General features: G+C 59.2%; 16 protein-coding genes. 1 reads left to right on the forward strand and 15 read right to left on the reverse strand.

Going from position 1 to position 16,102, the window contains the following annotated elements; translation table 11 throughout:
- Nucleotides 1-17: 17 nt before the first annotated feature.
- From Q0903_RS14380 to Q0903_RS14450, 15 genes are all read right to left on the reverse strand, one after another.
- Complete coding sequence (locus Q0903_RS14380) at nt 18-626, reverse strand: NADH-quinone oxidoreductase subunit C (RefSeq protein ID WP_299023800.1); 609 nt, start codon at nt 624-626, stop codon at nt 18-20.
- 40 nt (nt 627-666) lie between these two features.
- Entirely contained in the window at nt 667-1,206 is a 540-nt protein-coding gene (locus Q0903_RS14385; RefSeq protein WP_299023802.1) for an NADH-quinone oxidoreductase subunit B, read from the reverse strand.
- A complete protein-coding gene (locus Q0903_RS14390) occupies nt 1,197-1,562 on the reverse strand; it encodes an NADH-quinone oxidoreductase subunit A (protein WP_299023804.1) in 366 nt (121 codons plus the stop codon). Before Q0903_RS14390 ends, Q0903_RS14385 begins: the two co-directional genes overlap by 10 nt.
- Nucleotides 1,563-1,867: 305 nt before the next feature.
- The gene (locus Q0903_RS14395; RefSeq protein ID WP_299416593.1) at nt 1,868-2,722 is read right to left on the reverse strand and encodes a class I SAM-dependent methyltransferase; all 855 of its coding nucleotides are present in this window, start codon (nt 2,720-2,722) and stop codon (nt 1,868-1,870) included.
- A 120-nt stretch (nt 2,723-2,842) separates the two neighbouring features.
- Entirely contained in the window at nt 2,843-3,625 is a 783-nt protein-coding gene (locus tag Q0903_RS14400) for a crotonase/enoyl-CoA hydratase family protein (RefSeq protein WP_299416595.1), read from the reverse strand.
- Nucleotides 3,626-3,683: 58 nt separating this feature from the next.
- The gene (locus Q0903_RS14405) at nt 3,684-4,538 is read right to left on the reverse strand and encodes a hydroxymethylglutaryl-CoA lyase (RefSeq protein ID WP_299023807.1); all 855 of its coding nucleotides are present in this window, start codon (nt 4,536-4,538) and stop codon (nt 3,684-3,686) included.
- An 87-nt stretch (nt 4,539-4,625) separates the two neighbouring features.
- On the reverse strand, nt 4,626-5,282 hold the full coding sequence (locus Q0903_RS14410) for a glutathione S-transferase family protein (protein ID WP_299416598.1): 657 nt from the start codon (nt 5,280-5,282) through the stop codon (nt 4,626-4,628).
- Entirely contained in the window at nt 5,279-7,222 is a 1,944-nt protein-coding gene (locus Q0903_RS14415) for a biotin carboxylase N-terminal domain-containing protein (protein ID WP_299416601.1), read from the reverse strand. Before Q0903_RS14415 ends, Q0903_RS14410 begins: the two co-directional genes overlap by 4 nt.
- 76 nt (nt 7,223-7,298) lie before the next feature.
- A complete protein-coding gene (locus Q0903_RS14420) occupies nt 7,299-7,727 on the reverse strand; it encodes an ASCH domain-containing protein (protein WP_299023810.1) in 429 nt (142 codons plus the stop codon).
- Between the two features lie 75 nt (nt 7,728-7,802).
- The gene (locus tag Q0903_RS14425) at nt 7,803-9,407 is read right to left on the reverse strand and encodes a carboxyl transferase domain-containing protein (RefSeq protein WP_299416604.1); all 1,605 of its coding nucleotides are present in this window, start codon (nt 9,405-9,407) and stop codon (nt 7,803-7,805) included.
- Complete coding sequence (locus tag Q0903_RS14430; protein ID WP_299416607.1) at nt 9,404-9,847, reverse strand: hypothetical protein; 444 nt, start codon at nt 9,845-9,847, stop codon at nt 9,404-9,406. The genes Q0903_RS14425 and Q0903_RS14430 overlap by 4 nt, the downstream gene beginning before the upstream one ends.
- Nucleotides 9,844-11,361 carry an AMP-binding protein gene (locus tag Q0903_RS14435; RefSeq protein WP_299416610.1) on the reverse strand — a complete coding sequence of 506 codons (1,518 nt, stop codon included), beginning with the start codon at nt 11,359-11,361 and terminating at the stop codon, nt 9,844-9,846. Before Q0903_RS14435 ends, Q0903_RS14430 begins: the two co-directional genes overlap by 4 nt.
- 25 nt (nt 11,362-11,386) lie before the next feature.
- On the reverse strand, nt 11,387-12,550 hold the full coding sequence (locus Q0903_RS14440; protein ID WP_299023817.1) for an acyl-CoA dehydrogenase family protein: 1,164 nt from the start codon (nt 12,548-12,550) through the stop codon (nt 11,387-11,389).
- Between the two features lie 178 nt (nt 12,551-12,728).
- On the reverse strand, nt 12,729-13,928 hold the full coding sequence (locus Q0903_RS14445) for a DegT/DnrJ/EryC1/StrS family aminotransferase (protein WP_299023819.1): 1,200 nt from the start codon (nt 13,926-13,928) through the stop codon (nt 12,729-12,731).
- A 3-nt stretch (nt 13,929-13,931) separates the two neighbouring features.
- On the reverse strand, nt 13,932-14,603 hold the full coding sequence (locus Q0903_RS14450; RefSeq protein WP_299416614.1) for an HAD-IA family hydrolase: 672 nt from the start codon (nt 14,601-14,603) through the stop codon (nt 13,932-13,934).
- Nucleotides 14,604-14,748: 145 nt separating this feature from the next.
- Here Q0903_RS14450 and glmU point away from each other — a divergent pair, with 145 nt between their 5' ends.
- Nucleotides 14,749-16,101: a bifunctional UDP-N-acetylglucosamine diphosphorylase/glucosamine-1-phosphate N-acetyltransferase GlmU gene (glmU, locus tag Q0903_RS14455; protein ID WP_299416617.1), complete on the forward strand. Its 1,353-nt coding sequence runs from the start codon at nt 14,749-14,751 to the stop codon at nt 16,099-16,101.
- Nucleotide 16,102: the final 1 nt, after the last annotated feature.

Here is a 16,102-nt window from a genome sequence, read left to right on the forward strand (position 1 = left end):
TGCGCGCAAAATTATCTTCACTTCGCCGCCTCGGTCTTCTCGTCACCGGGCAGGATATACTCGGCCCCTTCCCACGGTGACATGAAATCAAACTGGCGGTATTCCTGAACAAGGCTCACAGGTTCATACACAACCCGCTTTTCCGCCTCATCATAGCGCACTTCGGTGTAACCTGTGGTCGGGAAATCCTTGCGCAGCGGATAACCGCGGAAACCGTAATCCGTCAGCAAGCGGCGTAAATCGGGGTGACCCGAAAACAGGATGCCGAACATGTCGAACACTTCACGCTCGAACCAGTTGGCCGAGGGGTGGATCGCCACCAGCGAGGGGACCATGTCCTCCTCACGCACGGCCACACGAATGCGGATGCGCTGGTTCTGGTACATCGACAGGAAATGGTAGACGACATCAAACCGCTTGGCGCGGCCCGTGTAATCTACTGCTGTGATATCAACGAGCGAAGAGAAGCGGCAGGTCGCGTCCGACTTCAGAAACTCGACCAGACCCGCAATATTCGCCAGCGTCACGTCAAGGTTCAACTCTCCGTGGGCTATATCCCATCCCAACACACAATCAGGGCGTTTGGCTTCGATATACCCACCCAGTTCCGTCAGTGCATCGCTCATCTTTGAGTCCTTTCAAGAGTGCGGTTCATGGCAGGACCACTCATCGCACGATCGTCCCTGTCCGGCGCATCTTACGCTGAAGCTGCATGATGCCGTACAACAGCGCCTCCGCCGTGGGCGGGCAGCCGGGCACATAGATATCTACAGGCACAATCCGGTCACAGCCGCGCACAACACTGTAGCTATAGTGGTAATATCCGCCACCATTCGCACAGGACCCCATCGAGATCACATAGCGCGGCTCTGGCATTTGGTCGTAGACCTTACGCAGCGCGGGCGCCATTTTGTTGGTCAGCGTACCGGCCACGATCATCAGGTCCGACTGGCGCGGGGAGGCACGTGGCGCTGTGCCAAACCGCTCAAGATCATAGCGCGGCATGGACGTGTGCATCATCTCGACCGCGCAACAGGCCAGACCAAAGGTCATCCAGTGCAACGAGCCTGTGCGCGCCCAGTTGATCAAATCCTCGGTCGAGGTCAGCAAAAAGCCCTTGTCCTGCAACGAAGCATTGAGGTTTTGCGTGGCCACATCGCGGTCCATCCCCGCCGTCGCCGTCGAATTCGTAGACGTTACTGCCATTCGAGCGCCCCTTTCTTCCATTCATAAGCAAAGCCTGCGGTCAGCACCGCAAGGAAGATCATCATAGACCAGAACGCCGTCATCGAAATGTCGCCAAACGCCACAGCCCAAGGGAACAGGAACGCAATCTCCAGATCGAAAATAATGAACAGGATCGAGACGAGGTAGAATCGCACATCGAATTTCATCCGCGCATCGTCAAACGCGTTGAACCCGCACTCATAGGCCGACACCTTTTCAGGGTCAGGATTGCGCACCGCCAAAACAACGGCAGCAAGGATAAGAGCAAGCCCCAACCCTATGGCAACGCCCAGAAAAATGAGGATGGGCAGGTATTCCCTAAGCATATCGTCCAAGGGTGGCTCCTTTCTTGGATGGCTGGGGGGCAACACCCCGCGCGACGCTTTGGTTGGGTTTAGCCCTGTGGGCGCGTGGGGTCAACGGGAGGAAGGGCGGATTCGTCCCTCAGCCTAGCGTTCAAGCCCTTGCAACCGTATTAACCGCCTCCACCCTGCGCACCCATATACTCCCGACACGCCTCACATCAAAAACCACAGCGGACTATTTACAAAATCACGACACTTCTGAACGCTCGGTTGTGTGCGCCGTTCAAAACGGTGATTTCGAGGAGGACAAGCAAGAGTATAGACGATCGGCTTTGTCAGAATTCACGCTTTTCCCATTCCATCATCATGAGATAGGGCATTTTATCATATGCTTTGATCCTGTCTTCGGGGCCTCCGTCAGGTGCAGGCTCATCAAAGTACGTGAGCGTTAAATTCTGGCTCAATAGAAGGTTCATATATTGGGATAAGGGCCGATGCCAATTTTGAACGCGCAGACCATCCCACTCGAACCACCGTTTCCCTTCCTTCAGGTATTGCCCCAAAGGCCGCAACTCTTCACCCGTATCTTTGCAATATCGCCGTCCAACAGCCGCGCTAGAAGTTGAAAAACTGGACAAGTTTGCAATCAACAACCGGCCCTTTGGTCTAAGAACCCTCGCCATTTCCGAAATTGCATCTTCCACACCGTCAATGTCGATCAAGGAAAGGTATGAGACAACAAGATCGAAAGAGCCGTCTTCAAAAGGTAGCTCTTCCGCAAATCCCAAGTTGTAGGTCCCCTCGGGATGCTTGCTGCTGGCCGCAGACACCATTGCGTACACAGGGTCAATACCGTGCGCGCCCCATCCCAATTGTGCCAGTTTTCTGCAAAAGCGACCCTCGCCACAGCCGACATCCAAGGCCTTGGACGGACTGAGTGTGTTCACACGACCAAGCATCGGCGCGTCGAGCACGTGCTTACGGCTAAAATCGCCATCATCACCAGATCGTTCTATCCAAGATGCCGCAGAGGCTTCCCATCCATTCTCATTCGGATCCCGCATGGTGTATGGCCCTATTCCAAGATGCTGCTCCTTTAATACCACCTGTACAAAATTTGAAACACCAGCATTCGCAGATGGCGTAAATGCCTTGGCCCTGTCCACTTCGCGGGCCTTCAAAACCTGCAAAAACCCACTCCGAACTCAAGCAGGTGTTGAAGGTATCTGATGCGCACATGATGTCAGGCAATCGCTACAGTGCAAAAATTTGGCACCGGCGGCTGAACAAGGCACTGCAAAATTCAACCATCACACAACCCAAGCAGCCTTACGCTTCTCGAAGAACGCGCCGATGCCCTCGGCAGCCTCTTCCGTCTCCCAGCGCGCGGCCAGTGCGGCAATCGACATGGCCACAGCCTGCTCTGTTGCAGCACCGCCCAAATCCTGCGCCAGCTTTTTCGCTGCTGCCACAGCACCGGGTGCGCAGGCTAGATACGGTACAACTTCCCGCTCAATGGCCGCATCCAGCTCCGCCTCAGGCACGGCTCGCGACAAAAGCCCCAACTCAACAGCTTCATCCGCGCCAAACACACGCCCCGACATGAACACCCGCCGCGCGCGCCCCTCTCCCATCCGCGCGACCACATAAGGGCCGATGGTGGCAGGGATGATGCCCAGCTTGGTTTCGGTCAGGGCCATTTTCAAATGATCGGCACCAATCGCCACATCACAAACTGCCGCCATACCAACACCCCCACCAAAGGCATTCCCGTGCAGCCGCCCGATCAACGGCTTTGGCAAACGGTTGAGCGCCCCCAGCATCGTCGCCAGTTTGCCCGCTTCGGCTGCGCGGGTTTGCGCGTCCATGCCCATCTGCTCTTGCATCCAGCCCAGATCACCACCCGCGCAGAATGTCTTGCCTTGCGCGGCAAGGATGACCACCCGAACTCCATCATCCGCCGCCAGTATAGCTGCAGCTTGCGTGAGCTCTGCCAGCATCTGCGCGGACATGGCGTTGTGCTTCTCGGCACGGTCAAGGGTAAGGGTCGCGACACCGCGACTGTCGGTCTCAATTTTAATCGTGTCGAACATCTGCGTCCCTAATCGAAATTTTCTTACAACTTCAGGCCGGAATTTTGGAAAATTCCGATCAGCCCCGCATCGCTTGCGCCATCTGTGCCGCCTGCCCGATCACATCCAGATCCAATCCGGTTTCATAACCCAAAGCCGCGAGATGCGCGGCAACAGCTTCCGTCGCAACATTCCCCGAAGCACCCGGGGCATAGGGACAGCCCCCCAAGCCACCAACAGCGGCGTCAAACACCCGCAGACCCAGCGACAGCGAGGCGTCGATGTTGTCCATCGCCCGCCCGCCTGTATCATGGTAATGGCCCGCCAGTCGCCCCACCGGCACCACATCACGCACCGCCAGCAACATCCGCGCGATGCTGTCAGGTGTTCCTGCCCCCGTTGTATCGCCCAGCGAGACCTCGTAGCAGCCCATCGCAAACAACTTGTCGGCCACTTCGGCCACCGCCGCAGGGTCCACCGCACCGTCATAGGGGCAATCCACCACGCACGAGACATACCCCCGCACAGGCAAATCGATGTGCCGCGCTTCCTCAAGTATAGGCGCAAACCGCGCGATGCTTTCCGCGATGGAAGCGTTGATGTTCTTTTGGCTGAACCCTTCGGACGCACTTGCAAAAACCGCAATCTCGTCCGCGCCCGCCGCCACCGCATCACCATAGCCGCGCATATTGGGCGTCAGTGCCGCATAGCGGATGCCATCGTGGCGGGTTATCCCCGCCAGCACCTCGGCCGAGCCTGCCATCTGCGGCACCCATTTGGGCGAGACAAAGCTGGCACATTCGATCCGGCTGAACCCCGCCGCACTCAGCTTGTCGATCAATGCGATCTTTTCGGACACCGGAATGTCGCGCGCTTCGTTCTGCAAGCCATCTCGCGGGCCTACCTCGAATATCTCACACGGTCCCAAACCCATCGCATCCTCCCAAATGTTATCAATACCCCAACCTGCATCGAAACAGCGGCCATGCACAGCACTTTCCCGCCTGCAAATGCACAGCCATCACTCCGGCAGCGGCCAAGGCGCAAAGAATTCATCCCCGAACAGCGCATCACCCTGCGGCAAAGACACCTGAAATCCGGCGCGATCCGTCACCCGAACATACCACGCGGCCAAAGCGTCAAACCCGTCCAGATGCGCAAAATACCGCGCCATATAGACGGCCTGCCCGACCGAAATATCTGCCGCGGAAAAACCGCCATCCAACAAATACTCCCGCCCTGCCAGCCGCGCCTCAAGGGCGGCATAGCATTTGGCAATCCGTGCCGCCTCCAGCTTCATTACAATCGGGCTGCGCATTGCATCCTCGCGCAATGCCACATGCTGCTGCGTCAGCGCGGCAGTATGCTGGCTGATCGTCTCTGCGAAATGCACCCAGACCAGCCATTGCGCCCGCTCGGGGTGGCCCGCAGATCGGCCCAGCACGTCGGGCGAAAACCGCTCGCACAGCACTTGCGTGATCGCCCCCGTCTCGAATATCGCCTCCCCGTCCAGCTCAAGTGCCGGCACCCGACCCGCAGGGCTTTTCTCCAGATAGGCAGGTGAGCGGAGTGTTTTATCAAAAGGATAAGTCTCTACGCTGAACTCAACGTCCAATTCGTGCAGCAACCACAGGCTGCGCATGGAACGGGTTTGCGGACAATGGTGTAGCGTAATCATGCCGCATCCGCCTCCTGCTCCAGCCGCACAAGTGCGGCCCCCGCCTCCACCTGATCTCCTGCCGTGGCCAGCACTTCGGCCACAATGCCGTCCCGCGCGGCCAGCAGACTGTGCTCCATCTTCATGGCTTCCAGAACGGCCAGCTTGTCACCCTGCGCCACGTGCTGCCCCACTTGCGCAAAGACCTCGCGCACCAGACCGGGCATCGGTGCCTCAATCAGGTTGCCATCCCCCTGCGCGCCTGCCGCCTGCGCCAGCGGGTCCACCACCTCAAAAGAAAGGCCATAGTTCTCGAAGACCGTCACCACATCGCCAGCAACGGCGACAGGTGCTGCCCGCTGCCCGCCGATGATCCAATGCGCGCCCCGCAGCACAGCCTCCACTTCATGTTCACCAAAGGTCCAAATCTGCCGCGCGGCACTGATGACACGCACGCGCACCAGATGATCGACACCCCCAAACCGCAAGACGACCGACCTCACCAGCGCGTCCCACAGCGCAAAGCCCGTCTCGCGGCGCGGCTCCAGCAGGTCCAGCGCCGCCATCCCCGCCAAGGCCACATGCCGCGCCTCGACCACAGGCGGCACCGTCAACGCATCGATATCCCGCGCAATCAGGCCGGTATCAACCTCCCCACGCCGGAACCCTTCATGCCCCGCAAGCGCACCCAGAAACGCCAGATTGGTCACCGTCCCGCCCACGTGACAGCCGCCAAGCGCCGCGCGCAACTTGGATAGCGCCACGTCCCGCGTGGCCCCGTGCACAATGACCTTGGCAATCATCGGATCATAAAAGGGCGAAATCGCATCGCCCGCCCGCACACCGGAATCCGCCCGCACCCCCGCAGGAAACGCCAAATCCGTCAGCGTGCCTGTCGCAGGCAGAAACCCCGCAGGCACATCCTCGGCATAAAGCCGCGCCTCAAAGGCGTGGCCCTCGATCACAAGATCTTCCTGCCCTTTGGGCAGATCCTCGCCCGCGGCCACCCGCAGTTGCCAGTCCACCAGATCAACGCCCGTGATCGCCTCCGTCACAGGATGCTCGACTTGCAAGCGCGTGTTCATCTCCATGAAAAAGAACCCGTCGGCGCGCAACCCGTCCGAGCCGTCCACGATAAACTCGACCGTGCCAGCCCCCTTATAGCCAATCGCCTCCGCCGCCTTGACCGCTGCCGCCCCCATGGCCGCGCGCACATTGCGCGGCATGTCAGGCGCAGGCGCTTCCTCTATCACCTTCTGGTGCCGCCGCTGAAGCGAGCAATCGCGCTCGAACAAATGCACAGCCGTCTTACCGTCCCCAAACACCTGCACCTCGATATGGCGCGGCTGGCTCACAAATTTCTCGACCAGCACATCGGCGTTGCCAAAGGCCGTTTTCGCCTCCGCCCGCGCCGAAGCAAGCGCCTCGGCAAACCCCGAAGCCGCCTCAACCATACGCATCCCCTTGCCACCGCCGCCCGCCACGGCCTTGATCAACACCGGATACCCCATCTTGTCTGCCTCGGCCGCCAGCAGATCATCGGACTGGTCGCTGCCATGATAGCCTGGCACAACGGGCACTCCCGCACGGATCATCAACGCCTTGGCCGCATCCTTGAGACCCATCGCGCGGATCGCATCCGCCGATGGCCCGATAAATACCAGCCCTGCCGCTTCCACGGCATCCACAAACTCGGGATTCTCCGACAAAAACCCGTACCCCGGATGCACCGCCTGCGCCCCCGTGTCCAAAGCCGCCTGAATAATCACATCGCCGCGCAAGTAACTGTCCGCAGGGGCCGATCCCCCGATGTGCACCGCCACATCCGCCATCGCTACATGCCTGGCACTGCTGTCCGCGTCAGAATAGACGGCAACACACCGCACACCCATTGCCTGCGCCGTCTCCATCACGCGGCAAGCAATCTCGCCACGGTTCGCAATCAGGATCGTATCAAACATGTCATCCCTTCCCAGTTCGGCCCTGCGGCCCTTCTTTATTTTTCCAATAAACTCAATCCGACATCGCCACCCGCGATCACGCCAGCAAATCGTCGCAAAAATCCTCAACCACTTCGAACCGCTCCACCAGCATGATCACATTAGGCGCAAACACCCCCGCGCGGGTCAGATAGGCGCGGTATCCTTCCCGCCAGTGGTCCAGATCGCGGAACTCTGCCTGGGGCGGGATCAGCTCCGCTGTCATCTGGTCGAACGGGATCTGCATCACCTCGACCGTGCGCACCGCCAGTTGCGGCGCCCCTAACCAATCTGTCGCAATATCAATTTTGCCTGCCTGCGGCAGCGCCTCGCCCCGCGCGATAAAATTCGCCACCGCATCACAACTCACTGTTTTTGTCCCGCTGCGCACCAGCGCCAGTATTTCACGGTTGAGCTTGGCCCCGTCGCCAAAACTGTACCAATCCGCCTCCGGATAGCGCGCGCGAATAGCATCAAGATCAATCATGACTGCCCCCTTAAGATGCACAGGGGGGTGTACGGGCGGTGTATGCGGGGTGTACGCAAAGCACCCCCGCAAAAATTACATACGGAATATGCCAAACTTCGTCTCCTCGATGGGCGCATTCAGCGCAGCGGACAGGCTCAAAAACAGTGTGTCACGGGTCTTGCGCGGGTCGATGATCCCGTCATCCCAAAGCCGCGCGCTGGCATAGAGCGGATGCGACTGCTCCTCGAACATATCCACCGTGGGCTGCTTGAACGCGGCCTCCTCCTCGGCCGACCATGTGCCGCCGCCCCGCTCGATCGCGTCGCGCTTGACCGTGGCCAGAACGCCCGCAGCCTGTGCACCGCCCATGACTGAAATGCGGCTATTGGGCCACGTCCAGAGGAAACGCGGAGAGTAAGCCCGCCCCGCCATACCATAGTTCCCCGCCCCGAACGAGCCGCCCACCAGCATGGTGATCTTTGGCACGTTGGTACAGGCGACAGCCGTGACCATCTTGGCCCCGTGCCGCGCGATCCCCTCATTCTCGTATTTCCGCCCCACCATAAAGCCGGTGATGTTTTGCAAGAATACCAATGGGATATTACGCGCCGAACACAATTCGACAAAATGCGCGCCCTTTTGTGCGGCCTCGGAAAACAACACGCCATTATTGGCGATAATGCCCACAGGACAGCCCTTTACATGGGCAAACCCCGTCACCAAGGTCTCGCCAAAACGCGGCTTGAACTCATCAAACCGGCTGCCATCCACCGTGCGCGCTATCACCTCACGAATGTCGTAAGGCGTGCGCAAATCCGCAGGCACCACGCCAAGGATTTCGTCTGGATCGTACGCAGGTTCTTCCACGCTCTCCCACTGCACAGTGGCGGGCTTTGCGCGGTTAAGATAGCCCACAGCGCGCCGCGCAAGCGCCAGCGCATGGGCATCATCTTCCGCCAGATAGTCCGCTACGCCGCTCAGCCGCGTATGCACATCTCCGCCGCCCAAATCCTCCGCCGTGACCACTTCTCCCGTCGCAGCCTTTACCAAAGGCGGCCCCGCAAGAAAGATAGTCCCTTGTTCTTTCACAATAATCGTCACATCCGACATGGCAGGCACATAAGCGCCCCCCGCCGTACAAGACCCCATCACCACCGCGATCTGCGGGATACCCTTGGCACTCATCCGCGCTTGGTTATAGAAAATCCGGCCAAAGTGGTCACGGTCGGGAAAGACCTCATCCTGATTGGGCAGGTTCGCCCCGCCACTATCGACCAGATAAATACAGGGTAGATTGTTTTCTTCGGCTATTTCCTGCGCTCTTAAATGTTTCTTTACGGTCATCGGGTAGTATGTGCCTCCCTTAACCGTAGCATCATTGCAGATCACCATCACCTCTTGGCCCTGCACCGTGCCGACACCCGCAATCACCCCTGCACAGGGCGCAGCACCACCATAAAGCCCATGCGCCGCAACAGCGCCCACTTCCAAAAACGGGCTACCCGCATCCAGCAAATTCGCCACCCGTTCTCGCGGCAGCATCTTGCCACGGCTTACATGACGGCCCCGCGATTTCTCACCACCGCCAAAGGCCGCCGCCTGCGCCGCCTCGCGCACATGCGCCAAGGCCTCTAGATGGGCGGCTGTGTTGGCTTTGAACGCTTCCGAAGACGGGAGTGCTTGGGAAAGTAGTTTCATGTGGTCACTCTCTTTAAGGGTAGGCGGCGAAAGAAAAATGCCGCTGCAGCATAGAAGACAAAGGCTAAAATAGGAAATGCACGGAACAATAGCCCATCATTGGTACCAACCGGATCAGGGTTTTGAAAAAATGGGATCCGTTCCAAAATCAGTGACATGACACCGACCGAGATAAAAATGATCGGGACACCGATAACGAAAAACTTGGCCATGAGCATCACTGCGCCGTTGCGCGGCACCCATAGCGCACCGCAGGCAGAGCAAGCCGCCGGTTTTTCACTGCGCAGATTGATCCGAAACAACTTCCCTATCGGCATCGCCGCGCCGCAGTCCGGACACTGGCCCTTGAACAAGTTTACAAACCAACGGGCAACGTCTCCCAGCCAAGCGAACCGCGCAACAAACCGGTCGCTCCCGCTTTGACGCGTTGGCAAATTCATATCGCCCCCTCCGCCGCTGCCCGCGCTTTCAATTCCCGCCGGATCACCTTACCCGTCACCGTCATTGGCAACGCCTCTAAAAATTCGATTTCTCTTGGATAAGAATAGCTTGCCAGCCGCTCCTTAACCCATTTCTGAAGCACGGAAGCACTCACATCCGCGCCCTCCTTCAGGACCACATAAGCCTTCACAATTTCCGTGCGCAGCGCATCAGGTTTGCCCACAACCCCCACCGTCGCCACGCACGGATGAGTCAGCAAACAATCCTCGATCTCGGCTGGTCCAATGCGGTAGCCACTGGAGGTAATCACATCATCCTCGCGCCCCACAAAGCGCAGGAAATCGCCCTCCCAAACGCCGCGATCCCCCGTCAGCATCCAGTCGCCGCGAAACTTTGCCGCCGTCTCCTCGGGCCGCCGCCAATATTCCAGCATCATTGACGCAGCCCCGCGCCGAACGGCCACATCGCCCTCGCCGTCCGTGGGCGCCTCCCCGTCCAGCACAGCAATATCGAACCCCGACACCGCCTTGCCAATGCAGCCTGCACGCGCCTCAAACGCAGCGCCACAACTGCTTGCCATCATGTTGCATTCGGTCTGGCCATAGAACTCGTTGATCTCCACGCCCAGCGCCTCGCGCCCCCACGCAAGCATCTGTGCGCCCAGCGGCTCTCCACCGCTAGCGACAGAGCGCAGACCATCAATCCGCGCACTCGCTGCTTTTAGCATGCGCAGAGCCGTCGGCGGAAAAAACACATTACGTACAGCGCCTTGAGCGACGATACGCTGACACTCCGGCACATCAAATTTCGCCATCCGCGCCGCCACCACTGGCACACCCAGCGCCAGCGCAGGCATTGCCACGTCAAACAGCCCACCGATCCATGCCCAGTCAGCGGGGGTCCAAAGACAATCACCCTCCTGACCCAGATAATCATGGCTCATCGCGACACCGGGCAGATGACCTGTCAGAACGCGATGTCCGTGCAGCGCCCCTTTGGGTGCGCCCGTTGTGCCAGAGGTATAGATCAGAACGGCAGGATCATCAGGGCCAGTCTCCGCAAATGCTACAGGTCCACCGTCGATCCCCGCTTGATCCGCGATCCAAGGCTGCGCCAGATCGCCAAGCAGCCTAGCCCCCTCTGCGTCTGTCAGGACAATGCGCGCGCCAGCATCCCCGACCCGCGAAGCCAGTGCATCATGCTTGAACAGCTTGAACAAAGGCACTGAAATTGCGCCAATTTTCCAGATTGCCAGATGCGCTGCCAGACACCACGGCGACTGGCTCAACAACACGCCGACACGGTCACCTGTACCGACCTGAGCCTGTAGTGCACGTGCCAAACCGTCAACCATATCGCCCAGCATGGCATGGGTCACGTCGCGCCGTGCCTTCCCTGTCAGATCGATCACCGCAACATCGTCCGACGGCTGGTTGAGACATTGCCGTGCCATGTTGAGCTGCGCAGGAATGTCCCAGCGCCCCTCCCCAACAAGGCCCGGCAAATGTGCCATTATGTTATCTCCGCGCGCGCCCGCGTCACGACATCGCCGCCATCATTTCGCGTCCCACCAGCATCCGCCGGATCTCGGACGTTCCCGCCCCGATCTCCATCAACTTGGCATCGCGGAAAATACGCGCGACGGGGTTGTCGCTCAGATAGCCTGCACCGCCCATCGCCTGCACTGCCTGATGCGCCTGCACCATCGCCTGCTCGGAGGCATAAAGACAGCAGGCCGCCGCGTCCGCACGGGTAACATCCCCGCGGTCACACGCCTTAGCCACTTCGTACACATAGGCGCGTGCCGAGTTCATGGCCGTATACATATCCGCCATCTTTCCCTGCATCAGCTGAAAGCTGCCAACAGGTTGACCGAACTGTTTTCGCTCCGCCATATAGGGCATGATCTCGTCCAGACAGGCCGCCATGATCCCCAGACCAATGCCCGCCAGCACAACGCGTTCATAGTCCAGACCGGACATAAGCACGGCCACACCGCGGCCCTCCTCGCCCAAAACATTCTCGAACGGCACTTCGCAATCGTCAAAGATAAGCTCGGCAGTGTTTGATCCGCGCATCCCCAACTTGTCAAAATGCGGGCTGGTCGTGAAACCTGCCATGCTCTTTTCGATCAAAAATGCCGTGATGCCCTTGGACCCCGCATATGGATCAGTCTTGGCATAAACCACCAGCGTTTCGGCGTCACACCCATTGGTGATCCAGTATTTATTCCCGTTCAGTCGGTAGTGGTCGTTGCGCTTTTCCGCCGCCAGCTTCATCGAAACAACGTCCGATCCAGCTCCGGTCTCCGACATGGCCAGAGAGCCTACATGCCTTCCTGCACATAAATCAGGCAGGTACTTCGCCTTCTGGGCATCAGTGCCGTTTAAACTGATCTGGTTCACGCATAGGTTCGAATGCGCCCCGTAAGACAAGGAGACCGATGCGCTGGCACGCGCAATCTCCTCCACCGCTACCGTATGGGCAAGATAGCCCATACCACTGCCACCATATTTTTCGTCCACGGTCACACCGAGAAGACCGAGCTCACCCATTTCTTCCCACAGTTCTGCAGGAAATAGATTGGCTTCATCGATACCCTTCGCCATCGGGCGCAAGCGCTCCTGCGCCCAGCGATGCACCATTTCGCGCAACGCACCGACATCTTCGCCCAGATCAAAATTCATAGTTGCGTTGAACATGGAAACTCTCCCGTGATCCGAATTTATTGAACACTTGTTCATTACTTGCAGAACAATGCCCACAGGTCAAGCACCCTGCACCAGTAGCTCCACGTGCACGCAGCGATTGCGGACCACAACAGTCCCACTGAGCGTAACATGAAAAATGGAAAGCGCGTCAGCGCACATTCAGATCAATTCAGATCGCTGACTGGTAAACCCGACCGACCTCGTCGCGGATGATCCGTGCAATCAGTGCGCAATCTTCCAGCGTCAGGGTGAGTGGAACACGCATATCCACAATTCCTGCAAGTACGCGGTCACTCTGCGGCATGGGCGGCGCGTCCACATAGCGCCAGCTGTCGTACCGGCTGGTAAAGCCTACAGGCTCCGCATTGCCAAACCACTTCAACTCAACACCGCGCGCTTTACAGCGTACCAGCAGGTCTTGCACAGCATCACCTGCCCACCCCTCCAGCAAAAACTGGATGGAAGACCCGACGATGCTCTCTTGCTCGGGCCGATCAATCACGCGCAGACCGGGTGTGTCGCGCAACCCTGCCTCCAGCGCGTAGTACCGCGCGTTCCAGCGGTCGCATTGCGTGGCCAGATCGGCAAGCTGCGGGCGTAGAATGGCCGCACGCAGGTTGTCCATCCGCCCCGAAATATTAGGCGTCTCATAGCGGATCGTCTCGAACACTTCCGCAGGTGGTCCGGCCAGATGGGTTTCGTACAGCATATAGCTGCCCGAATACATGATCGCCCGTGCGGCGATTTCCTCGTGATCGGTGACAAGCAATCCGCCCTCACCCGAATTAACGTGCTTATAGGTCTGACATGAATAGCACCCGACAGCCCCCCAGGTCCCAGAGGGTTTGCCGTTCCACGCAGCGCCCATCGTATGGGCGCAATCCTCGATCACGGTAATACCTGCGTCATCGCAAATTTTCATCAACCGCTCCATATCGCAGATATGCCCCCGCATATGGCTCAACAACAGCACATCGGCACGGTCGCTTTTCGCGGCAAGATCATCCAGATCCAGCACCAGATCCCGCGTCACACCAACAAACACAGGCACAGCGCCTACAGCAGCAATCGCACCGGGCACGGGGGCCAGCGTAAAGGCATTGGTCAGCACACGCGCCCCCGCCTTGACCCCAACTGCGCGCAAAGCTGTCGCCATCGCATACCCCCCCGACGCGACCGCAAGGCAATATTTGGCACCAACGCTGGCGGCAAATTCCTGCTCCAGCAATACCGTTTCGGCCGTCTCGCCCGCCGCTGTGTTATAGCGGTGCAAACGCCCCTGCCGCATGACCGCCACTGCCGCCTCTATCCCCGCTTCGGGGATCGGCTCTTGCTGGGTAAAGCTGCCCTTGAACACTTCACTGCCCATACCTCAGACCCTTCCCAAAAGCCGCTCGACCATATCAGGCAGGTCGCTATAGCGCTCCAGCAACGCTTCTGGCGCAAGCGCCGCCATATCCCCCCCCGCAGGCCCGAAGGTCACAAGGATTGAGGGCACGCCTGCATTGCGGCTTGTGTTGCGGTCCGTATCGCTATCGCCCACCAGCAGGCTTTGCGCAGGATCGCCCCCCGCACGGCGCACAGTCTCGAACAAATGCTCGGGGTCGGGCTTGCGCACATCCAGACTGTCGGCACCCAGCATGGCAGCAAACTGATCGAGTATGCCCAGCCGCGTCAGCAATTCGCGCGCCAGCCCTTCGGGCTTGTTGGTACAAATCGCAACCCGGTAGCCCCGCGTCTTCAAGACCTCCACCGCATCCATCGCTCCGTCATAGAGCCATGTATGCGTGTCGATATCACGCGCGTAATGATCCAGAAGTGCATGATAGTACTGGTCGATCAACGGGTCATCCGCTGTCCGCTCCATCCGCGACATGCCAAGGCGCAGCATTGCCCGCCCACCGCGCAGGGCCGTGCCGGCATCCTTGGCGGGGTCCAACAGATCACCCGCGCCCATGTCGCGAAAACACGCATTGGCCGCCGCGATCAGATCGCCGCTGGTATCTGCCAATGTGCCGTCCAGATCGAACACTACTGTTTTCATCGCCGCCCCCTAAAAATCTGCCCCCTCGGCCTAGCCGCCGCTCCGCGTTGTTGCAAGCCGCAACCTTTGGTGATCCACAGCCACCTTGCGCGGACGGTGCCATAGGTTAAACAGGAAAAAACAAAAAGAGCAGACAGGACAGCAAATGAACACCAGCCTGATTATCCTTGCCGCAGGCATGGGCACGCGAATGAACTCGGACTTGCCCAAGGTACTGCACCCGATCGCAGGTGATCCGATGCTGGTCCACGCCATGGCCGCTGGCGCGACACTTGGCCCCGACCATACCATAGTCGTTGCCGGCCATGGCGCTGCCGCAGTCACCGCCGCCGCGCAAGAGTTTGACGAGACTGCGACCGTCGTTGTGCAGTCAGAACAGCTGGGCACCGCCCATGCTGTAGATCAGGCCAAGGACGCACTGGCAGATTTTGACGGCACCGCAATCGTTCTGTACGGCGACACGCCTTTCGTCTCGCCCGAAACGCTGGAGGACATGATGAGCGCCGCCGAGGGTGCCGATATTGTCGTACTGGGTTTCCAAGCCGCCGATCCCGGGCGCTACGGCCGCCTGATCATGGACGGGCTCTCGCTTGAGCGTATTGTAGAGTTCAAGGATGCAAACGAGGCCGAGCTTGCTGTGACCCTGTGCAACAGCGGCGTCATCGCGTGCAAATCATCCCTGTTGTTTGACCTTATCTCGCACGTGGGCAACGACAATGCAGCAGGCGAATATTATCTCACCGACATCATCGCACTGGCCCGTACACGCGGCTTGTCGGCCACTGCCGTCACCTGCCCCGAGGCCGAGACACTGGGCGTCAACTCCCGTGCGCAACTGGCCGAGGCCGAGGCGGCATTCCAGACCCGCGCCCGCGACCGCCTTCTCGAAGACGGTGTGACATTGCAAGCGCCCGAGACCGTCTTTCTGGCCCGCGACACAGTTATCGGCCGCGACACCTATATCGAGCCGAACGTCTTTTTCGGCCCCGGTGTCACGGTAGAAAGCGGCGCCCGACTCCGCGCCTTTAGCCATCTGGAAGGCTGCCACGTAGCGCGCGGTGCGGTGATCGGCCCGTATGCCCGCCTGCGGCCTAACGCAGAAATTCAGGAAAACGCCCGCATCGGCAATTTCGTAGAGGTCAAAAACGCAGTCGTCGCCGAAGGGGCCAAGGTAAACCACCTCAGCTATATTGGTGATGCTTTCATCGGTAGCCATGCAAACATCGGCGCTGGCACCATCACTTGCAACTATGACGGCGTAATGAAACACCACACCCACATCGGATCAGGCGCATTTATCGGGTCCAACACGATGCTGGTGGCTCCTGTGCATATTGGCGAGGGGGCGATGACGGGTTCAGGATCGGTCATCACGTCGGATGTCGAGCCGGATGCATTGGCTCTCGCCCGCGCACCGCAGGTGGAAAAGCCCGGCATGGCGCGAAAATTATTTGAAATACTTAAGGCCAAAAAGGCCAAATTACAGCGGAGCAGTTAAT

The sequence above is a fragment of the uncultured Sulfitobacter sp. genome (assembly GCF_947502895.1).
GTDB lineage: Bacteria > Pseudomonadota > Alphaproteobacteria > Rhodobacterales > Rhodobacteraceae > Sulfitobacter.